This window comes from Silicimonas lutimaris, assembly GCF_047314965.1.
Taxonomy (GTDB): domain Bacteria; phylum Pseudomonadota; class Alphaproteobacteria; order Rhodobacterales; family Rhodobacteraceae; genus JAVJUV01.
In genome coordinates, this window is sequence record NZ_JBLBVK010000055.1 from 199,434 (window position 1) to 220,234 (window position 20,801).

21 protein-coding genes are annotated in these 20,801 nt (G+C 60.1%); 8 read left to right on the forward strand and 13 right to left on the reverse strand.

All coding sequences use genetic code 11. From position 1 onward, the window contains the following. Window positions 1-36 precede the first annotated feature (36 nt). The 3 genes from ACKLNI_RS16915 to ACKLNI_RS16925 are packed head-to-tail and all read left to right on the forward strand — an operon-like array spanning window position 37 to window position 4,503. Complete coding sequence (locus ACKLNI_RS16915) at window positions 37-2,091, forward strand: hydantoinase/oxoprolinase family protein (protein WP_413720264.1); 2,055 nt, start codon at window positions 37-39, stop codon at window positions 2,089-2,091. Further along, complete coding sequence (locus ACKLNI_RS16920) at window positions 2,081-3,829, forward strand: hydantoinase B/oxoprolinase family protein (protein ID WP_413720265.1); 1,749 nt, start codon at window positions 2,081-2,083, stop codon at window positions 3,827-3,829. The genes ACKLNI_RS16915 and ACKLNI_RS16920 overlap by 11 nt, the downstream gene beginning before the upstream one ends. Window positions 3,830-3,846: 17 nt before the next feature. Continuing rightward, on the forward strand, window positions 3,847-4,503 hold the full coding sequence (locus ACKLNI_RS16925) for a DUF6639 family protein (protein ID WP_413720266.1): 657 nt from the start codon (window positions 3,847-3,849) through the stop codon (window positions 4,501-4,503). Between the two features lie 27 nt (window positions 4,504-4,530). Here the strand turns inward: ACKLNI_RS16925 and ACKLNI_RS16930 are convergent, their stop codons facing one another. After that, window positions 4,531-6,147 (reverse strand): hypothetical protein, encoded by a 1,617-nt coding sequence (locus ACKLNI_RS16930; RefSeq protein WP_413720267.1) that lies wholly within the window; start codon window positions 6,145-6,147, stop codon window positions 4,531-4,533. A 268-nt stretch (window positions 6,148-6,415) separates the two neighbouring features. Here ACKLNI_RS16930 and ACKLNI_RS16935 point away from each other — a divergent pair, with 268 nt between their 5' ends. After that, entirely contained in the window at window positions 6,416-6,631 is a 216-nt protein-coding gene (locus tag ACKLNI_RS16935) for a hypothetical protein (RefSeq protein WP_413720268.1), read from the forward strand. A gap of 5 nt (window positions 6,632-6,636) precedes the next feature. Here ACKLNI_RS16935 and ACKLNI_RS16940 read toward each other — a convergent pair whose 3' ends face one another. Continuing rightward, the gene (locus ACKLNI_RS16940; RefSeq protein ID WP_413720269.1) at window positions 6,637-6,927 is read right to left on the reverse strand and encodes a hypothetical protein; all 291 of its coding nucleotides are present in this window, start codon (window positions 6,925-6,927) and stop codon (window positions 6,637-6,639) included. A gap of 80 nt (window positions 6,928-7,007) precedes the next feature. Here ACKLNI_RS16940 and ACKLNI_RS16945 point away from each other — a divergent pair, with 80 nt between their 5' ends. Then, the gene (locus ACKLNI_RS16945; protein ID WP_413720270.1) at window positions 7,008-7,310 is read left to right on the forward strand and encodes a hypothetical protein; all 303 of its coding nucleotides are present in this window, start codon (window positions 7,008-7,010) and stop codon (window positions 7,308-7,310) included. A 73-nt stretch (window positions 7,311-7,383) separates the two neighbouring features. On the opposite strand, the gene ACKLNI_RS16950 is transcribed toward ACKLNI_RS16945, so the two are convergent. Together ACKLNI_RS16950 and ACKLNI_RS16955 are read right to left on the reverse strand one after the other, a co-directional pair. Then, window positions 7,384-8,721 (reverse strand): serine hydrolase domain-containing protein, encoded by a 1,338-nt coding sequence (locus ACKLNI_RS16950; RefSeq protein WP_413720271.1) that lies wholly within the window; start codon window positions 8,719-8,721, stop codon window positions 7,384-7,386. Beyond that, a complete protein-coding gene (locus ACKLNI_RS16955; RefSeq protein ID WP_413720272.1) occupies window positions 8,702-10,027 on the reverse strand; it encodes an alginate export family protein in 1,326 nt (441 codons plus the stop codon). Before ACKLNI_RS16955 ends, ACKLNI_RS16950 begins: the two co-directional genes overlap by 20 nt. 233 nt (window positions 10,028-10,260) lie before the next feature. Between ACKLNI_RS16955 and ACKLNI_RS16960 the strand changes: the two genes are divergently transcribed. Beyond that, on the forward strand, window positions 10,261-10,737 hold the full coding sequence (locus ACKLNI_RS16960) for a helix-turn-helix domain-containing protein (RefSeq protein WP_413720273.1): 477 nt from the start codon (window positions 10,261-10,263) through the stop codon (window positions 10,735-10,737). Window positions 10,738-10,773: 36 nt separating this feature from the next. On the opposite strand, the gene ACKLNI_RS16965 is transcribed toward ACKLNI_RS16960, so the two are convergent. From ACKLNI_RS16965 to ygfZ, 8 genes are all read right to left on the reverse strand, one after another. Continuing rightward, window positions 10,774-11,526, reverse strand: coding sequence for a heparan-alpha-glucosaminide N-acetyltransferase (locus tag ACKLNI_RS16965; RefSeq protein ID WP_413720274.1), 753 nt, complete (start codon window positions 11,524-11,526; stop codon window positions 10,774-10,776). A gap of 74 nt (window positions 11,527-11,600) precedes the next feature. Further along, window positions 11,601-11,909, reverse strand: a complete 309-nt coding sequence (locus tag ACKLNI_RS16970) for a hypothetical protein (protein ID WP_413720275.1) — start codon at window positions 11,907-11,909, stop codon at window positions 11,601-11,603. A gap of 20 nt (window positions 11,910-11,929) precedes the next feature. After that, complete coding sequence (locus ACKLNI_RS16975; RefSeq protein WP_413720276.1) at window positions 11,930-12,190, reverse strand: hypothetical protein; 261 nt, start codon at window positions 12,188-12,190, stop codon at window positions 11,930-11,932. 28 nt (window positions 12,191-12,218) lie between these two features. Continuing rightward, entirely contained in the window at window positions 12,219-12,515 is a 297-nt protein-coding gene (locus ACKLNI_RS16980; RefSeq protein ID WP_413720277.1) for a hypothetical protein, read from the reverse strand. Window positions 12,516-12,979: 464 nt separating this feature from the next. Further along, the gene (locus tag ACKLNI_RS16985; protein WP_413720278.1) at window positions 12,980-13,630 is read right to left on the reverse strand and encodes a helix-turn-helix domain-containing protein; all 651 of its coding nucleotides are present in this window, start codon (window positions 13,628-13,630) and stop codon (window positions 12,980-12,982) included. A gap of 133 nt (window positions 13,631-13,763) precedes the next feature. Beyond that, window positions 13,764-15,296, reverse strand: coding sequence for a class I adenylate-forming enzyme family protein (locus ACKLNI_RS16990; protein ID WP_413720279.1), 1,533 nt, complete (start codon window positions 15,294-15,296; stop codon window positions 13,764-13,766). Beyond that, on the reverse strand, window positions 15,289-16,065 hold the full coding sequence (locus ACKLNI_RS16995; protein WP_413720280.1) for an enoyl-CoA hydratase/isomerase family protein: 777 nt from the start codon (window positions 16,063-16,065) through the stop codon (window positions 15,289-15,291). Before ACKLNI_RS16995 ends, ACKLNI_RS16990 begins: the two co-directional genes overlap by 8 nt. A 121-nt stretch (window positions 16,066-16,186) precedes the next feature. Next, window positions 16,187-16,930, reverse strand: coding sequence for a CAF17-like 4Fe-4S cluster assembly/insertion protein YgfZ (ygfZ, locus tag ACKLNI_RS17000; RefSeq protein WP_413720281.1), 744 nt, complete (start codon window positions 16,928-16,930; stop codon window positions 16,187-16,189). Between the two features lie 58 nt (window positions 16,931-16,988). Between ygfZ and ACKLNI_RS17005 the strand changes: the two genes are divergently transcribed. Next, window positions 16,989-17,672, forward strand: a complete 684-nt coding sequence (locus ACKLNI_RS17005) for a TIGR04283 family arsenosugar biosynthesis glycosyltransferase (protein ID WP_413720282.1) — start codon at window positions 16,989-16,991, stop codon at window positions 17,670-17,672. A 3-nt stretch (window positions 17,673-17,675) separates the two neighbouring features. On the opposite strand, the gene ACKLNI_RS17010 is transcribed toward ACKLNI_RS17005, so the two are convergent. Continuing rightward, window positions 17,676-19,403 (reverse strand): ABC transporter ATP-binding protein, encoded by a 1,728-nt coding sequence (locus ACKLNI_RS17010; RefSeq protein ID WP_413720283.1) that lies wholly within the window; start codon window positions 19,401-19,403, stop codon window positions 17,676-17,678. 193 nt (window positions 19,404-19,596) lie between these two features. Between ACKLNI_RS17010 and ACKLNI_RS17015 the strand changes: the two genes are divergently transcribed. Further along, window positions 19,597-20,787 (forward strand): pyridoxal-phosphate-dependent aminotransferase family protein, encoded by a 1,191-nt coding sequence (locus ACKLNI_RS17015; RefSeq protein WP_413720284.1) that lies wholly within the window; start codon window positions 19,597-19,599, stop codon window positions 20,785-20,787. Window positions 20,788-20,801 lie beyond the last annotated feature (14 nt).

A 20,801-nucleotide genomic window follows, 5' to 3' on the forward strand; every position in this document is an offset into this window, starting at 1 on the left:
CCGACCATCGCGCCGAGGAACAAGGCGTAACTGATAATGGCAAAGCAAGGTACGGGACGGGTGGTCGGTGTCGACGTTGGTGGCACGTTCACCGATCTCGTCGAAGTCGATGCGGAGACGGGCGCAGTAAGGCTCGCCAAAGTACCTTCGACGCCGGAGAATCAGGCCTTTGGAGTTCTCAAAGCCCTCGAGAAGGCAGAAATCGACCCGGGCGCCGTTGATCTGATTGTCCACGGCACGACGACGACCACGAATGCCGTTCTCGAACGCAAGCTGTCCCGAACCGGACTGGTGACGACCGAAGGTTTCCGCGACGTGCTGGAACTCGGGCGCAGGACAAGACCACAGGCCTATGGCATGAAGGGCGAATTCCGCCCCATCATCCCCCGCACGCTGCGCCTGGAAGTCCCCGAGCGGATGGACGCCTCCGGCAAGGTTGTGACAGCACTCGACGAAAAGGCTGTCCGCGGCGCTGGAAAACGCCTCAAAGACGCAGGCTGCGAGGCAGTGGTAGTGCATTTCCTGCATGCATATGCCAACCCCGCCCATGAGCAGCAGGCAGGCGAGATTCTGTCCGAATTCTTTCCCGACCACGTCACGATGGGCCATGCCCTTCTGTCAGAAACCCGCGAATACGAGCGGGGTGTGACCGCGGCAGTAAACGCAAGTGTTCAGCCGATTCTGGCTCGATATATCAAGAGATTACAGGATGAACTTGCGACGCGCGGCTACGACGGCGACTTGTTGGTCATGAACGGAAACGGCGGTACGGTTTCGGCCGCTCGCGTGGCCGATGAAGCCGCCAAGACCGTGATGTCCGGCCCCGCCTCAGGTGTGATGGCCGCGGCAGCGACAGGCAAGGCTGCCGGCCACCGCAACCTGATCACATATGACATGGGCGGAACCTCGACCGATGTGGCCCTGATCCGCAATGCCGAGCCCATGGTCTCGAACGAGATCGAGATCGAGTACGCCATGCCGATCCATGTGCCGATGGTCGACGTTCGCACCGTTGGCGCGGGTGGCGGTTCGGTGGCCAGGGTGAATGCAGCGGGACTTCTGGAAATCGGACCGGAAAGCGCCGGTGCAGACCCGGGACCGATCTGTTACGGGCGCGGCGGCATTGATCCGACGATTTCCGACGCAAACCTTCTCTTGGGACGGCTCGATCCCGAGCGGCTTGCCGTGACCGGCGGCGTCACGCTCGAGACGGTACACGACATCTTCGACGCCAGGATCGCGCGCCCTCTCGGATTGGGCGTCGAGGAGGCAGCACTTGCGGTGATCCGCGTGGCGAACCTCAAAATGGCCGGTGCGGTCAGGATGGTTTCGGTTTCGCTTGGGGTCGATCCGCGCGACTTCGCGTTGTTTGCTTTTGGCGGGGCCGGCCCGCTGCATGCCACGGCCATCGCCCGTGAACTGTCGATCCCAAAGGTTCTGGTCCCTGCCCGCCCCGGCATTACGAATGCCATCGGCTGTGTGGCGGCCGATCTGCGCCAGGACTTCGTGCAGACCGTCAACCGGCCCTTGCGCTTACTCGCCGAGGGTGATCTGGCGGCGGTCTTTGCAGATCAGGCCGCACGAGGCCGGGCGATGATCGAAGGAGAACGGGTCAGCGTGGAGGAGATCTCCACGCTGTTTGCCGTCGACATGCAGTTCGTGGGACAAACGCATCTTCTTCGTGTCACAGTGCCGGACCCCGCCTGGAGCCTGCACGAGATCAAGGCAGCATTCGAGGAGGTCTATTACGAGAGGTTCCGGGTCGAACTGGAAAGGATCGAGGCCAACGTCGTCAACGTGGCAACCAGCGTCATCGGCCGCCGCACCGCGGCCGATCTTTCGCGCCTGATCGACCCAACCGGCCGAAAGCGAACGTCGGAAGAAGCCGTTACCGGAATACGGCGCCTAGTCACGGAAAGTGGCACTGTCGATGCGCCGGTCTATTGGCGCGACCACCTGCCCCTGGACGCATGGATCGAGGGCCCTGCGCTGATCGAGCAGATGGACACCACCACGCTGATCGAACCCGGCGAAATCGCCAAGGGCGACTCGCTGGGAAACATTCTGGTCGAGGTACCCAATGGCCATTGACCCCATCACACTGACGGTCATCCAGGCCGGGCTCGGACAGGTCTGTGACGAGATGGACCTGACCTTCTCGCGCGCCGCCTTCTCCCCAGTGATCGCCGAGGCGAACGACCGCTCGGACGGCATCTACTCGGCCGAGGACGGATCGCTGATCGCTCAGGGCGCGGGCGGCCTGCCGGTTTTCGTTGGCACCATGCAGGATTCCACGCGTCAGCTGGTCGAACGGATAAATGCCGGCATCACGGCGGCGCCCGAAGAGGGCGATATCTACATCGTCAACGATCCCTACCTGGGTGGAACGCACCTGATGGACGTGCGCTTTGCCCGGCCGGTTTATCGGAACGGAAGGATTTACTGCTGGCTGTCCAACACCGGGCATTGGCCCGACACGGGCGGTGCAGTGCCGGGCGGTTTCTCGGCCTCCGCCACAGCGGTTGAACAGGAAGGACTGCGGCTCCCTCCTGTGAAACTCTTCAAGCGCGGCGTGATGGACCAGGAGATATACCAGATCATCTGCTCCAATATCCGCGTGGCGGATCAGCGGATCGGAGACGTCAAGGCTCAGGCCTCGGCGCTGCTGGTCGGAGAGGAGCGCCTGAACGCTCTTCTCGACCGCTATGGCGATGACGTGGTCTCGGAAGCGATCGCGGAACTTCGCCGACGTGCCGCCGAACAGATGGGCGCATTCCTGACCGCCACTCCCGACGGCACCTACAAGTCGGTCGCCTGGGTGGATTCCGACGGCGTTGTGGACGAGCCCCTTGCCATCAGGCTGTCAGTGACCGTGGAGGGTGACAAGGCAACGTTCGATTTCACAGGTTCCGCACCACCTTGCCGGGGTCCCATGAATTCAGTCCGGGCCACGACGCTTTCGAGCGTCTACCTGGCGATGCGCCACATCTTCCACGAAGTACCGATCAGCGCGGGCGCATTCGATCCCCTGACTATCACCGGAATCGAGGGGACTTTTCTTGATGCACGCTATCCCCGCCCCGTTTCGGGGTGCGCCGCCGAGGTCAGCCAGCGGATTGCCGAGGCCGTCTTTGCGGCTCTGGTTCATGCCCTGCCCGACCGTGTCACTGCGGCCCCGGCCGGAACCAGTGGAAATTTCGCACTGGGCGGCCATGACCCCGAGCGTGGGCGGGATTTCGTCATGTACCAGCTTTCGGGCGGCGGGTATGGCGGAAATTCCGATCATGATGGCCTGTCGAACGGCTGCTCGACCATCGGCATATCCAAGGCGCCACCGGTCGAGATCATGGAACAGGCGTTTCCGGTGCTATACCGTCGCTATGCGCTGCGTGAAGGCTCGGGCGGCGCGGGGCGGCACCGGGGCGGGTTCGGACTGGACTACGAGATCGAACTTAGAAGAGGCACCGCGCTGGCCAGTTTCGTGATGGACCATGGCCGCTTCGGACCTCAGGGTGCCCTCGGCGGAGCAGACGGCGCACTGAACAGGGTCGAAGTCTGGCAGAGCGGGTTGCAGCATGTACCCGAGCATCTGTCCAAGGAACAGGATATCCCGCTGGCGGCAGGCGACCGCGTCAGGGTCAGAACACCGGGCGGTGGCGGTTATGGCGACCCGCTGGATCGCGATCCTTTACTTGTGGCCGAGGATGTCAACCTCGGGCGTTACACTGCGGAAGAGGCGATGTCGTTGTTCGGCGTCATCGTGGAGGGCGGTATTCCCGATGCCGCACGGACAAAGGCGCTGCGCGAAGAGCGGCGGGCCGGCTCTTGAAGATTACATGTGGGCCGTTGGCAATTGCCCTCGCCCTCATCTTTTCGGGGCATGCGGCAAACAGCGAAACCCAGGAATGCGGCAATGGCGCATTCACAATAGAAACCCCGTCTCAATCGCTCGGCACCCAGTTGTGCGGTGACCTCCTCGATGCACGCGACCTGCTGCTTTCCTGTGGCTTGGAACAGACACGCCCCATCTCTATCAAGGTGGTAGGCGAGATATCTCACCCCATCGGCAAATGCCTTTCCTATTTCGAATGCGGCTTCGACGTCATCAGCATTACCGCGCCGGAAAAATTTGGCGACATTCTTTCACCTTACGACCCTTACGCCCTCCTCCCCCCTGAGGTACTCCTCGAGTCCCTTGTCACGCATGAACTTGCCCATGCCTTGGTTACCCAGTCGGCAGACGCACGGGATATCGACATCGTTGATCAGGAATATATCGCTGCCGCTCTCGAGCTGGAGAATATGGAAGCCACTTGGCGCGAGGTTCTGATTGGCGCTGCTCCCGTCAGCCTGCCGCCGAAGCCCGACCTGATCGACATCATGATCTATGGCCTCGCTCCCCGAAAGTTCGCAACGAACGCATGGCAGCATTTTCGTTTGACGGAGAATGGATGCAGTCTTATCGCGCGGATTGTCGAAGGCCGCTTTTCTTTCGCGAGATAGGGGCAAGCCGTTTGCCGCAGGTCGACCTTACCGTTCCTCAAGGTCAAGCAACCGGTCCGCGTCCAAAAGACCACTCCAGCGCAAGGGCGAGATCGGGTAACTGTCATCCCTCGCCATCCGCTCGAAACTAAAACCCGGCTCCAGCTTTTTCAGCCGCTCTCCAGCACGCCGGGCGTCATTCGGCCGATCGGCTGCTGCGTAAAGCGCCGTCAGGTAGCGCAACGGTGGACGGAATTCGGGCGAAAGAGCATGAGCCGCCTCAGCCAACTGCAAGGCTTCATCGCGCTGCCCGGTCAGTGCTGCGGTCAGGCAGCGTCCGAAGTCCCACCAGTGCCCGAAGGGCGAACCAGAGGAGATGCGCTGCGCACGAACCGCCAGCGCGTGGGCTTCCCCGATATCGCCGGCATAAAGCTTGGCTGTGGCAAGACTGTTCCAAGCAAACGGATTCGACGGATTCAGTGACACGCTGCGGCGGGCCAGCTCCATGCAGGCGCTTACGTCCTTGTCTAGAACGAGGCGGGCGTTGGCAACCACAGCAAGGACCATCGAATTCAGAGGCTCAAGCTCCAGCGCTTCGGTGCAGAATCGGCGCGCCTCCTCCGAAAGATTCTCCGACCGGTCGGGATGCAATTCGACCTGCTGGATCAGGCGCAGTTGTGCGCGCCATGCACTGATCAGGGCTCGCGGACCGATTTCTTGCGCCCGTGCCAACATCGCGTCGGCTTCCAAAAGCGCATCGGGACGCAGGCAAAAGATGCGCCGGATCGCCAACCGAGTCAGCATGTTGACGTCGCGAATGTCCTGTGTAGCTGCGACCCGGACGGTCATCGCATCCGCCAATGCGTCGATCAACTGGTTGCCAAGCGAGACGACCTCCAAGTCTTCGACAGGAGGCGCTCCATGGAGCTGGGTCGATGTCATGCCGGACCAGACGAGGCTTGAGGGATCTCCATGATTTATGCGTGCGCGCAACCCGACGCGTTTACTGCCCTGACGCAAAGCCTGCACCTCCACGCGAAAGACCGTGTAAGGAAAACTTTGCGCATTGCCGATGTGCACATCCACCAGAAGCGTCTCGCGCAGACTGCGCGCGATGCAATCCACGAAGATGTCTTCGACAAGTTTCAGTTCTGTACCTTTGTCGCCCAGCACTTGGAACACTATGACGGGCTTCGCCGGAGGCTTCTGCTCCCGGGAAACTTCCGGCGAATTCAACCGACAGGAATCCAGCGCGACCAAAGGCTCGCGCTGCTTCCTAAGCCAGTCTTGAAGACCGCGATCCGAACTCGAAATGCCAATGCCTTCGAGGAACTCAGCCCCAGGCTGGGCCGGCCTCAAAACAATGCGCGACATGTCCAGTGCAACGCTGCGCCGGTCAGAAATCAGCAGATTGCGGTCCTCGTCCAGCGAACGGCGGATCTCGCTCAAAGCCTGCCGTAGACTGATCGCGGCCTTGTCGGACTCGCTATTCGCCCAAAGCCGCTTCTGGAGCCAAAGTCGACCACGGCCGTTCCCGTCGCTCGTGGCAAGAAGTGCTATCAGCGCTTGGGACTTGGCGCTTTTGGGTCCGATGTCGCGGCCGTCATGGCTACGAAAAAAGAACCGCCCGTAAAGGTTTAGCACAGCGTGGCCTGTCTCAGTCACCTTCTTTGAATCCCCTTCTGGCAATCTTGCGACACTCGCAACGCGTGGGTCCTGCGAAAAAGTTGCACGATGGGTCACCTTTCTCTTCAACAGATTTAAGATTACTCGGGCAAAACGGCGATTTCCGTGAATTATCCGTGAAATTTAACATTTTCACCAAGAGCACCTTTGAGAAGGCACACACCGTCACAACAGTCTGTGATCAACGGAAGGGTTGAGAAGTGCGAGTTGCCGGCGGCGGGGCAAGGTCAAAGTCAGGGGACCGCGCATGCCGGCCGCGGTGGCCGCGCCTTCCTCGCATCGGCACTGGTCAGCCACATATGATGGAGCAGCTGGATACTGGGACGGACATGCACTGCACGATCGCGCACCTTGGGGCGCTTCCTATATCGACCTCAGTTATCTCTTACCTGCTGAACGCTCAGCACTGTTTGATTCCCTTCTGCACCCCGATATCGTCGTGACAGGCACGATGGACAGGTAACCATCTCAGTAAAGGGTTATATTGCTGTAACTCTTGTTCGTCTGGGCAAGCAGGTATTCCGCCAACAGCTCCAGATGGTGCGCCCCTATATGGATTTGCGCAGCGACAAGATAGCGGAGACCATCAACCAGATATTCGATCTCCTGCTGTTCGTCGGAATAGTCGAGCATTTCAGTGCCAGCCAGAACGCGGCGACGCTCGAAGTTCTCTCGACCGTTCTCCGGCTGGCGATACATGTGGAAATGCCAGGCAAACATTTCTGCCGCGCGCCGCGTCCGATTGACGACGCGCCGCAAATCCAACCGTTGATGCAACGCCGGATCATTACAGCGACCCGTCTGGCCAGGCCATTGAAGTCTTCGCTGCCGCCACCGGAATGGCGCGTCTGATCATGACCGGGCTGGTTCCAGGAGCGCTGACGGAAACGAATGCCGTCAGGCAGATCGCCGCGATGCCGTTCTGCATTGCTCACCGTATCGCCGCGAACTGGTCGATAGCAGGAATACATTTCCCGATGGATTCCGCCACGAGCGCCGTGCTTGGCTGCGCTCTGGGTGGCTCTCTTTTGATGACGAAATACTCTTCTGAGGGCGCTTTGCGGCAACTTCAGCGGGTTGGAGCAAACGAGAGGCTCAGACCCGCTTTTTTTGCCGATAGCCCCGACGCGGACTTCGTATAGAAGTTCCCTGTACGAAAGACAGGGACCGAGCGATATGCGCCCGGTCCCTGCTAGCTAAGTCATTCGCGAGCGATCACCGTGACATAAGGTATTCTGCGACTGCCTGATAAGCCGGAAGCGACGTGGGATCGATGAACCCGTTCTGCGCGCGCGGGAAAGATGAGAGACGCACCAGAACCATTTCGGCTGTTGGGTCGACATAAATAGTCTGACCATGGACTCCGCGCGCGGCATAGGCGCCGTGCTCATTGTGGAAGACCCACCACTGGCTGGTATAGCTGCCGTTCGGGATCGTCGGGAAACCAGCGAATTTGGACTGGTCGCCGCCCGCGCGAATGTTCTGCACGACCTGCGCAGGGAACAGACGCTGGCCGTTGATCTCACCCTCGTTCAGCATCAGCATCCCCAAACGCCCAAGATCGCGCAGACCGGCGGAAACGCCACCGCCCGCGAAGGGCACTCCCTTGCCGTCGACGGTCTGGTAGGCATCCTGCTCGGCGCCCATTGGCCGCCAGAGACGTTCGGACGCAAGATCAGTTACGGCCTTGCCAGTCACGCGGCTGATCATCCAGCCAAGCATGTCGGAGTTGATCGTCTTGTAATGGAACTCCGCCCCGTGCTCCCCTTCGGGCTTCACCTGCTGCAGGTATTCCCAGTATCCATTCGGACCTTCGTAGCCTTCCGGCTTGGGCAGCGGGCTGGCCGCAGCCGAATAAAGCCAGATGTCGGCATTCGGATCGGAGTAGTTCTCGGAATACTGAACGCCCGTGGTCATATCCATGACCTCGCGTACGGTCGCTGTAGCGAAAGCGCTGTCGCCGATTTCCGGAATGACGTCGCGAACAAGAAGGGTATCGTCCAGAACACCCTCTTCCACGAGGATCTCGCCCAGAAGGCCGGTAATCGACTTGGTCATCGACATGATCGCATGCTTGCCGTCTTCTTCGAGGCAGCCGAAATAGCGCTCGTAGACCACCTGCCCCTTATGCATGATCAGCATGCCGTCGGTGTAGTTGGCATAGAGCGACTCTTCCCAGGTCATCTCGGCTTCGCCGTTGATCGGCATGAAGGTCAGAGCGTCGATTTCCTGGCGCATGTCCGCGAATTCGGACGGCGGCAGATAGTCGAGCGAAACCGGTGCACCTATGCCGCGGCTGATCTCTTCGGTCGGCAGGAATTCACGCAGGTGGCAGACAGTCCAACGAAGCTTCGGAAAGCTGAAATAGTTCGAATCCGGTTGCATGATCATCTTGTCGGGCGATGGGGGAAACCCCTGCATCCAGCCCATAACGTTGGGATCCGACTCCTGCGCCGAAAGCGGTTCCGACTGCGCGAATGCTGCGGTAGAAAGCCCCACAGACAGGGCAAGCCCCGCTACCAGCGAGACGTGCTTAGAAGTTGACGACGACATTGATGAATCCTCCTGTCCATGTGGGCGCGCTCCCGCCGACGACCCCCTCGATACCCGCGCCGGGCACCGAGACGGAGACACCAGCAGTCAGGAACGTATTTCGGTTAATGATACGGCTGTATTCGAGGAACACGTCATCCGCCAGATGCGAGTTCGTGACGCCCGTAATGATGGTACCCGACGAGTCCAGTCTCGTTGCCTGGCCAAACTGAATCGGGCTGTTCAACTCGTTCGCACGGATATGGGCATAGCGAAGAGTCAGCGTATCCGTCTTGGTCGGCTGTACCTTCAAGGCCAGCGACAACGCGTTCACGTTCGAATTGATGAACGTCGACGCCGACTTCGATCCTGTCGCCCACGCGCTGGGGCTGCCCTGGTAGTAGAGCGGATCGAAACGTTCGTATTTCGTCGTCGCAGGATCGTCGCCCGAGAAAGTCTGATAGCCCACCGTCAGACTCGGCGTCCAAGGCATGTCCGCAAAGGTATACCCCGCCGTGACGCGACCTGCCCAGGACCGCAGATCGAAATCGTCATTCCACTGATAGGCCGCGTCGCCTGTGAAAACCCAATTCTCAAGGCTACCCTCGAAAGGATTGGTCTTGGCATAGACGTTGATGGTGTTTGTCCCTTCGCGGGCGCCCGTCACCGGAGGGCCTCCGATCTGGGGGTATGGCGAGCGGGAGTTGAGCACGGTCACGAAGGTCGCACCGAGATAGCCGCCATTCGAATCATCCCGGCGCACATCAACGCCGGCAAGTTCGTTGTCACCGTTCGTGGACGGCAATTCATTCGGATCAAGGTAGAAGACAGTGCCCGTCACGTCACCGGATGACAAGCGCCCGATCGCAGCGACTTCCCATGCCTTGCGCGGGCCGAACTTGAGAGCGCCGCGCTCGAAACCGCTGGTCGCGCCGTTCGCGATCAACATGCCGGTGCCGAGGGTGAGTTCGCGACGCCCAAGAGACACGTCGTAGGAGAGGCCGGAGCCCATATCCCCACGGACGGCAAGATAGGCTTCTTCGAGCGTCGTCGCGCCCGTATCGCCCGTGTCGAACGCGTCTGTCCCCCAGGTATAGGACGCCACTGCCGACAGCTTGCCGTAAAGAACGGCACCCGTATCAATCTGTTTTTCAAAGCTTAAGCCGGGCTTTACGTATCCTTCCAGCCACTCCGCATCGGGATCGAAACCGCTTCCAGGGGCGGTCGTGGCCGCCAAGTCCCAGAACAGGTTGCGTTCAACGACGGCATTCAGGCCGAACTGAAGGTGTCCCCGTATCTTCAGGCCGTTCGCGTCATGCAAGAGCATCGGATCGCGATCTTGAGCGCTGACCCCGGTTGCCATCATCGCGACAAGGAATGCAGCCGTTAAAGCCGATGTTTCCTTACCGCGAATAGGCTCAAAAGCGCGCAAACGTGGAAAGTTATATTGCACGACGCCATCCCTACTACCGCTGCAATTGCATGGATGGTAGTGCGCTCTACCTGGACTTCAAACACCACGATACCCAAAATGGGCACGCAGTCATGGGATGAGATTGGATGGGTAGACGTCAAACAGAGCAGAACTCTTTCATCAGGGACAACTTCTCCGAAATCTGGCCCGTCCACCTCGCCGCTTTTACGCGGCTCTTGTCCAAGCTGCGTGCCAGATTCGACGATGACCTCGACCTGCTCTTGATAATGGCCGTGATCGGCGAGCGGACACGCCCTGAAAACTGGGCCCCCGAACTGTTGACCTATCGCCAGCTAACCAACGCGTCCGATGATCTGAATCTGCAATTGCCGATCAATATCCAGTCGCTCGCCGACTATACGGGCATTCCCCGGGAAACTGTCAGACGGAAAGTCAGCATCCTCGAACAAAAGGGATGGATTGCCCGTGACAGCAACGGGAGGCTTTCCGTCTCTCGAACGGCATCACTTGACCTCGAAGATGCGACGAGGGACTCGCTGATTTATCTCGACGCACTACGAGAAGTATTCCAGTCTCAGAACGGTGAGGAGCAAGGCCTTTAGCCCATAACGGCACGCCTTCATGGCCGCGCTGGCAGTCTACGGGATACGCAAGAAAACCCAGATCAGCCCAATGATGACTGGTTGATGCAAAAGATAGATCGCAAGGCTATGCCGCCCGGGCCAACCCAGCTTGCTTTCAATCGGCCGGGATACTGCCCTCCACCGAACCACGCCAAGCACTTTGGCAAAAGCGATGCCGAACAATGTGGGGGCCAGCCACGGAACAAGCGGGATGAGGTCAAGCGCAGGACGGGGAGACGCTGCCAGTCCGGTCCAACCCATCCAGGGCGGCAGGTCGACTCCCCGCGCCCAGACGGCCCAGACGGCGACCACGCCTAGCCCGGCAACAATCGACATCCATGCCGGCCGGTCGGCGAGCAGGAGGCCCAACAGGCTGGAAACGAGGATAGCGTGCAGAATACCGAAATAGATGAAGCGGTGCGGCACCGAAACGAGAGTAGCGACTGAGACCGCAAGGGCTGCAGCAAGAAGGATCAGGGATCGGCGTATGAAGGAGTTCCATCGGATGCCGTCCCCATGTGCAAGAACAAGGCTGACGCCGACAAGAAAGAGAAAACTCCCTGCGACAAGGCGAGCGAATACCGCCCAACTGCCGGTCAGAGTGGTGCCCGGCTCGATGAGACCGAACAACTCGAGATCGCGTACGAAATGAAACACGACCATGCCAAGGATCGCCAGCGTGCGCGCGATGTCTACCGCGACGATCCTGCCAGCGGCTGCCTCGGAGTTTCTTGAAGACAGGAACTCGGTATCAGGCGATGAATACATACCCGACACTTTCGACTCTCTCTGCGCTCATGTCGACAGGCTGCGCCGCGCTGTACGAACGCTAGCCCTCACAATCACTCTGCAGCAGCACTCCGCAGACGCTCCATGACTTCTGCGCATTCATCAGCGCTGCCGATCAGAGAAGTACCTTCCGGCACCGTTCCGCCCATCTCGCTTGTGGCACGCATCAGCACCTGCGCGATTTGTTCGTCCGTCAACAAACCCTCGTCTTTTGCTGCCGTAATCGTTGAGCAGACTCCCGCACTCAAACCGGTGGCGATGCCGATGCCGGCCGCGGTTCCACCAAGCAACGAGCCGCCGAAAACCGTTCCACCAACGAGACCCACGACAAGTCCCAGAATTGCAATAAGCGCCTTGCCCATGTTGTTTCCTTTTTTGCTTCTCAGATACGCCGCCCCATAAGACGGCAGATCAGGATCAGAATTATCAGGTTCAGGCCTGGCGTCAGAATAGCCAGGATCATCGACTCAACGCCGATCTTTCCAGCCAGTTGGACCCAGGGCGATCCCATTAGCACCACGAAGATGCCCGAGAGCGGGTCCGGCTCTTGCCCGAACCACCCGAATGTGCCGATGGCAAGCAAAGCGAGGGCCGCTGCCCAAAGAATCGCGAAGAGAATGACTATGATGCGGCAGAGCGTCATTGCCCTGCCGCCTCTTCAATTACCCAGATCAAAGAAAACCTTCGTTTGTCAGAGACATCGGCTGCGTGGTGCTGCCATCGCTGTAAGCTATGCACTGCCAACGCGCACGCTGCGGGCCGACACCGACGATGACTTCCGTCCCTGCCTGAGAGAAGCTGGAACTCAGCACGACAACATCGCCGTTGCCTGTTTCAATGCTGGTTCTCTGAAGGCACGCCTGCTCTGCGGCCGAAGGCGCCGCGACCGAGCTGCCGCCATCCTCCACGCAGCCAGCCAATGCCAGAACCCCGGCGGCCACTACGGCAAACTTGGTTGTGTAGTGCATCTACTTCCCTTTCCCTTTTGGTTAGTCGTTCGTTGCTATGCCACTGCCGTGGCGCCATGAACCGATACCGGTTCTTGCACTCGAAAACTTACTCGTCCTCCTCAACCTCGATCGCGTGTCTGGGAGATGACGAGCAGATCGGGGCCAAGACTGCCTTCTCGAAGACGGCTGACCCCGCTTCACTCGGTCGCATGCCAAAACGACTGCGCGCCGATCTCCGTGGCTTCCGCCGTCGATACGAACGGCATGCAAAGACCTTTTCTCGGGCGGCCGATCCTTGAACGGTTTAAAAGACGCAAGGACACCGGAAATATTCAAAATCCACTACTGTGCAACCAAGCTTGAACCGACCATTCAAAAGAACCTCAACACGCGGCAATTGAGATTGGGAGGGCGAAAATATGCGTTTCGGAATCAAATCCTTTTGGTGAGCGCAAGCGCCAAGCAACCTGAAAGCAAACAAACTATCGAGTAAGTTCGGCAATCATATCTGCCCTTTTGCCGCGATGAACCTTGACAATACATTTCGGGTTCGCCGCAGGGGCATACTCGACAAGCTCGATCGAGTGCTCATCGTTGGCGGGAAAGGCAAAGCGTTCCGTTATATAGTTCAGTACTCCGCCCAGTTCGCCCTCGACAAAGACCGGCTCCCAAACGGTCACATGGCCCTTGCCGCTCACATTGACAACGAAGCGCAAGAATAGCGCATCTCCCTTGAGCAACCCCGACTTCTTCAGGAATTTCGTGAACTCGGGAACACCTAAGCGATTGATGTGGCTGTCAAGCGCCATTCCATGAAGTTTGGCCGGGTCCTGACCTCGTTCCGCATAGAACTTCTTTGCCGAATCCGATGCCTCGATCAAACGCAGCTTCGCATCAAGAAGCGTCGCCGGCAGCAAGTCGTTAGCGACAAAGGCAAGACTGCGACTGAACTGCCGATCATCCTCGTTTCGAGACTGCAACTTTCGCAATTGGCTCTGGCGCGAAGGTCTCGGGCTCTCGATACCGCGTTCCCATCGGCTGACCGTGCCCTGATCGACGTCGAGCCTTTCACCCAACTCGCGTTGTGTAAGTCCAAGGCGTTGCCGAAGCCGCCGTATGTCGACACTCTCCATGACCTAGATATATTCCACCGAGGGTTGATTTCGAGAGAATGATAAGCCTTTCTTTCAATACCCGGCCAAATCCGTTGGCCGACGAAACTCTGCCTTGTGAACAGGCAAGAAGACGCACCTGAACAATCGAAGCTTACTGGATGACTTTTTCGGCGTCGAACACGCCTTCCAGCGACCGGTTCAACAGGTCCTTGCGAATACGCTGGCTGGGCGTTCGCTCAAACTGCGCCACCCGCTTCCAGTACCTTGGCACATGCTGGCGCGGCAGCGCGTCCCGGCACCATGCGACCAGCCCCCCCGGATCGAATTCGCACCCATCGCGCAAAAGCAAGAAACAGAGAATATCGTGTTCTCCAATATCCGATGGGACGCCAACCACGGCGCATTCGGCGATGTCAGGATGAGACGAAAGCGCGGTCTCGACCTCCCATGCCGAGATATTCTCTCCCCGGCGCCGAAAGGAGTCGGACTGACGGCCGATGAAATAGAAATTCCCTTCGCCATCCCGTCGGCCAAGATCACCCGAGTACAGCGCGCCGTTCCGCAAGAGCCGCTCGGTTGCTTGGGGATTAGAAAGGTATCCCGGCGTCAGAAGACCGGGAAATCTAGGGGCTGCCACGATCTCCCCCGCTCCGGCCCCGTCCATGTTTTCAATGCTCACATCCAACCACGGGACAGCCTGCCCGACAGAACCCAGCGGGCCTTCCATGTTGATGGTGGTGAAACTCGACGCCTCGGTCATGCCATAGACCTCGCGGATCGGAATTCCGAAGCGCGCCTCGAATGCCCTCCCGATTTCCGGACGGCACCCGCCTCCGAAAGCCAGCTTTACCGGATGCGTTCGATCCCCCTTCGAGACCTGCGACTTGAGAAGGATCTCCAGAATGCCGCCGAGATAATGCAACTTGGTCACATCGAAGCGCCTCACATCAGGCCAGAACCCGGTGGCGCTGAAACGTCTCACCATGACCAGCTTCGCTCCAAGAGCCAGCGCCATGATCACGAGTTGTGGACCGCCCACATGATGCATTGGCTCCCACATCAGGTACCCGTCACCTGCCTCGCAGTCGCTGGCCATCGCGCAACCCGCCGCCGATGCGAGAAGCATCCGGTCCGTTACAAGCACGCCTTTCGGTGGTCCTGACGTGCCCGAAGTGAAGAGCACCGCCCTTTTGTCGTCGGGCATCCCGAAACTTTGCCAATCCCCAACCGCACCAGGCTCGGCGGCAAGCGTCGTCCAACCGTCGGTCTCGACGGTCCTCCCGCCTTCGGGAAAACCCGCAGCCTGCAGCGCGGGCACCGCGCTCGGCGCCACGAAAGCAAGCCCGGGCTCAGCAAGAGAGAGCGCATGGGCCAGCGATGGTCCTTTCGCTTCCGGAGACACCGGAACCCACAAGGCGCCCGCAAGCGCGATCCCGAAAAAATGTGCGACGTAATTCGGCCCGGCGTCCATCATCGTCAGAACAGGGTCGCCGGGCGCGATCCCCGCGTCACGCAGACGCGTTGCGACAGCGCTGGCGGCCAAGGCGATTTGCGACAGGGTCACCGCCTCACCGCTCCTGACCAAGAGCACGCGATCAGGTTCTTCCTGTGCCCGCGCAAGCAACAGGTGGCTCACCGTTTCTTCGAATGGAGGCTCCAGAGGCCGGCGGGCTTCCTCAGCCATCCTTTCTTCCGCCTCTCGCCGCCAGAAACCGTCGGGTCTCCTCCTGCATCTCACCGGATTCGAAAGAAACGCGGTGCAGCCGCTTTGCAGCCTCGATCGCCTCGTCCAGCCCCGGCTCCAATACTTCGAAAAAACGCTGCTTGATCAGGCGCATCGCCGTCCGGGGCTTGGCACCAAGCTCATGAGCGATCTCCCGTGCCCGGTCGAGAACACGTTCTTCCTCCACCAGCTCATGAAGGGCACCAAGGCGAAGCGCCTCTTCGGCACCCATCAATCGACCCGTCAAAGTCAGCTCGATCGTCCGCGACAGACCCAGAACCTCGCGCATGATCCAGGGACCGGTGACGCTCGCAATGCCGGCATTGATCTCCGGCTGGCCCATCCGAACCCCGGAATGTCCGACGCGGATGTCGGTCAGAAGCACGAACTGGAATGCGGACCCGGCAGCCACGCCATTGATCGCCGAGACCACGGGAATCTCAAGCGAACGCAAAGCGCGGTAAAGAGCGCCAAAGCTTTCGATCCAGGCATCAGCCTCTGCCGGCCCGAAGTCGGTGACCTCGTTCAAATCCTGTCCTGCGCAGAAGGCACGGTTTCCCGCGCCCGTCAGAACAACCGAGGAGACTTCGGGGTTTTCACCGGCCGCCTGGAGTTCCGAGATCAGGCGGGCGCGCATGGAGGAATCCCACGCGTTCATGCGTTCGGGCCGGTTCAGGGTTATCTGCAGACAGCCCCGGTCCAGTTCGGTCAATACTGTATCGCTGGCCAAGGGATGCCTCCTTCCAGGATGTTAGCCGGGCATGGCCTTCGATTACACCATTTCGGGACGAATTGTCCTCTGTCGCCAGAAGGAACCAATAACCAAGTAGAAAACCGTCCCTTCGGTCACGTCAGACGTCATCGGCAATCCGCAACACGGCGGCGCCTGCCTGCATCCTGCCCTCCGCGCGATCGAACCTCACGTAGGCCAGGCCTTCGCCCCCGGCCTGGGTGAACAACGTTCCCGCAACGCGACCATCCTCAGCCAGGATTTCCGTACCAACCGGGGCGCTGCCCTCTACAGAAACCCGACGCAAGCCCTTCCGCAAATCGGTCTTGTGTTTCATCCGCGCGGTGACTTCCTGTCCGACGTAGCAACCCTTGCGGAAATCCACTCCGTTCAGCGTCTCGAAGCCCAACTCTAGCGGGAAGGACTCGTTCGGGATGAGTTCCACGCCACTTTCGGGCACACCGGCCGCAACGCGCAACGCATCCCAGTCCGCCTCTTCACCCGTTCGGCCATCATATGCGCGCCATCCCAGCGAAAAATGCCGGGGATCAGCGAACGCGCCGGAAGGTGGCTCGCCAAGGCCGCGCGCCACAGCGATATCCGTCTGCTCGATCCTCACGTCCGCACGCAGCTTGTACATCGTCAGCCTTTGGACAAGACCTGCGGCCAGCGGCTCGGCCACGTCCAGCAGGATCGACTCGCCGTCCGGCACAAGGAAAAAATCCGCAAGATATTTCCCTTGCGGCGTCAGAAGCGCGGCCCAGACCAGGCCGGCATCCAGTCGCCTGACGTCATTGGTGACAAGGTTCTGCAGAAACTCCACCCTGTCCTTGCCCGAGATGCGATAGACGCGCCTTGCGCTCATGGCTTTCTCCCTGCCTTTTCGGCATATATAGGCCGACGATCAAAACTCTGCATCCCCAATGCCAGCATCTCTTTCGGTCATCATTCCATCGCTGAACGCGTCAGCTGCGCTTCCGGAAACGGCGGAGGCTCTTCTGTCCGGCGCGACCGACGGGCTGATAAGGGAACTTGTCATCTCGGATGGCGGGTCGACGGATCAAACAAGAGAGGCCGCAGCTGAACTGGGCGCCCTTTGGCTGCCGGGACCACCGGGCCGGGGTATGCAGATAGCCCGCGGGGTGGCCGCATCCTCCGCCCCTTGGCTACTGATCCTGCATGCCGACACCCATCTCTCGGATGGCTGGACGACGGCGGTTCGACACCATATCGCCGACAGGAGCGGCATGGCCGGATATTTCCGGCTGAAGTTTCGAGCGAACGGGATTGTCCCTCGCTTCGTGGCAGGGGGCACGAACCTCCGGTCCCGATGGTTGAGCCTGCCATATGGTGACCAGGGGCTTCTGATCTCCCGTCGGCTTCTGGAGGATGTCGGCGGATACCCGGAAATCCCGCTGATGGAGGACGTCGCGATGGCCCGACGGCTCAAGGGCTGCCTGCGACCGCTGGACGCCGAAGCACGCACTTCAGCAGAGCGCTACCTGCGCGACGGATGGGCCCGGCGGATCGTACGCAACCTCGGAACGCTTCTGAGATACAAACTTGGCGCAAACCCCGATGATCTGGTCGCCCGCTACGAACGATAGACGTCACTCTTCTGCGAACTGCAACTCATACAGCTTGGCATATACACCACCCCGACCGATCAGATCCGCGTGCGTCCCCTCATCCACGACGCGGCCCCGCTCCATGACCACGATCTTGTCCGCCTGACGTACAGTGGAGAGCCGATGGGCGATGACAAGCGTCGTCCGGCCGACCGAGAGTTTTTCCAGCGCCGCCTGAACGCGCGACTCGCTCTCGGCGTCCAGTGCGCTCGTGGCCTCGTCAAGAAGAAGTATCGGAGTATTGCGCAACACAGCCCGAGCAATCGCAACGCGCTGCCGCTGTCCGCCAGAGAGAAGCGAACCGCGCGGCCCGACGGGTGTCTCCAACCCTTGGGGCAAACCAGCGACGAACTCGCTCAGATGAGCGGCCTCCAGCGCATCCTCCAACTGCGCGTCTGACACTCCCGGCGTGTTCAGCACGATGTTTTCCCTGAGTGTCTCATCGAACATCGGTGCGTCCTGAGTGACGACCGAGAAAAGCGAGCGCAGTTCAGGCAGCGCCATCGAGCGCGATGATACACCGCCGATCTCGATACCGCCCGAACTCGGATCAACCAGCCGCGTCAGCACATTGAAAATCGTTGACTTCCCTGCACCGGAGGCTCCCACCAGAGCGGTCGTCTCCCCGGCCCTTGCTACAAAGCTTGTGCCCTTCAGCGCGTTTTCGGTGCCAAATGTCACGACAACATCGTCGAAGACCACGTCGGCCTCACCAGCGCTTGGGGGGGCCGGCACAGCGGGAACCGGCGACACGATCGTGGGCTTTTCATGAAACAAGGCACGGATTCGCTCAAGACTGGCCCGCGCCGCCTGCCATGCGCCACTGACATTGGCGACCCGCCGCATCGGTTCGAACAGCAGTCCCATTGCCGTGAAGAACGACATGAACTCGCCGACGGTCTTCTGCCCATCGATGATCTGGTTGCCGCCATAAAGGAGGACACCTGCAAAGCCTATCGCGGCGATGACATCTGTCAGCGCCGGAATCGCCGCCTGCCCCATGCGGGCCTTCATTTCCTTGCTTACGAAGTACCGCATTTCACTGCCGAAGCGCTTCGTTTCAAGCTCTTCGGCGGTATTCAGCTTCAGAGTGTTCACGCCATGAAAGATCTCGTCCAATCGAGTTGAAAGACGTGCCGCTCCCTCCCTCACCCGAAACGAGGTACGCCGGACATACCGCTGCAACATCAGGATGGGCCCCATCAACAATGGCACGCCGGCAACGGCCACCAGCGTCCAGAGCGGATCGACCGATATGGCAACGCCAAGGAGAGCGATCAGACTGATCACGTCGCGGGCCGCCGCGCTCAGCACGGTTTGCCAGATGGTGTTCGCCGCGGTGACGTCTCCCCTTACACGCTCCAGCAACGTCCCTGGCGGATTGGTCGCGAAAAAGGCGCTATCGAGCGAGATCAGATGCGCCAGCAAATCCTGCTGCATATCCGCCATTACCCGGATGACTGCGCCATGCATGAGTACCCGATGGGAAAACGCCGAGATCGCGCGGACGGCGAAAAGCCCGCCAACAGCCATGGATACCCAGAAGACGGCACCCCGGTCTCCGGCGACGAAGACCTCGTCGAACAAGGGCTGCACGATATAGCTGAGCGCACCCAGCATCGAACCTTCAAGGGCCATGAAAAACAGAGCGACGAATATGAAAGCACGGTGCCTGCGCAAGTAATCGCGCCACAGCCACCTGATCAGCACCCTGTTCCCGGTTGGGGTCGTTTCTGAAGACGACGCTGTCAATGTCTCGGTCAAAAGGGATCCGTCCCAATGGTTTCCCGACCCTGACTAGCTTGCCGGCCCAACTGGCACAAGAGACGCGGAGGAAGGGCGATTGACGTGCCCCATCGCATCTCCTAGGGCTGACGGAAAATCGACAAGCGGAGCTTCCTTCATGTCTCTTGGCAATGGCCGCACCTATCTGGCAATTCCGGGACCCTCGGTCATGCCGGAGCGCGTGATCCGCGCGATGATGCGTGCTGCACCAAACATCTACCACGGCGAACTGCCGGACATGATGCCGGACTTGATCCGCGACCTGAAATCGGTAGCCCGAACCAGGCACAATGCGGCGATTTACATCTGCAACGGCCATGGCGCATGGGAAGCCGCTGCCGCGAATGTCCTCTCGCCGGGCGACAAGGTGCTGGTCGCGTCCACCGGCCGTTTTTCGCATGGCTGGGCCGAGGTGGCGCGCTCACTTGGGATCGAGCCAGAGATACTTGAATTCGGATTGCGTTCGCCGATCGACCCCGAGCGCGTAAAGGAACGGCTCGCCGCTGACACCGAGGGGCGGATACGCGCAGTGACCGTCGTGCAAACCGATACCTCAACGAGCGTCCGAAGCGACGTGCCAGCGATCCGGCGGGCCATCGACGCCGCCGGGCATGACGCGCTTCTCATGGTCGACAGTATCGCCTGCCTTGGCTGCGACGTGATGGAAATGGACGCCTGGGGAGTGGATGTCCTGGTGACCGCATCGCAGAAGGGCCTTATGACGCCGCCGGGCCTCGGGTTCGTTTTTTACAACGACAAGGCCGACCGCTGGCGCGAAGCGGTCAAATCGGTGTCGTATTACTGGGACTGGCGTCCTCGGACCGAGCCGGACTACTTCTACCGCTATTTCGCCGGCACTGCCCCGACGCATCTGCTCTACGCGCTGCGCGAAGCGCTCGACATGATCGCCGAGGAAGGTCTGGAGCAGATCTGGTGGCGCCACGGCATACTCGCACAGGCTGTCTGGGCGGCCTTCGAGCATTGGGGCGAAGAAGGGCCCTTGGAATTGAATGCTCCCGACCGCTCGTTCCGGTCACATGCGGTAACCGGTGTACGCGTCGGCTCCGACAAGGCGACGGAACTGAGAAACTGGTGTGAAAACCAGGCCGGACTCACACTGGGCATTGGCTTGGGGATGGAGCCGACGGACCATTTCTTCCGCCTCGGCCATATGGGGCACGTCAATGCACAGATGGTTCTAGGCGCCCTGGCGACGATCGAAGCCGGCTTGAAAACCGTCGGAATTCCCCACGCTAGGGGCGGCGCCGAAGCAGCGGGCGAAGTGATCGCCAGGAATACCTCACCCTGACGACCCCCGTACCG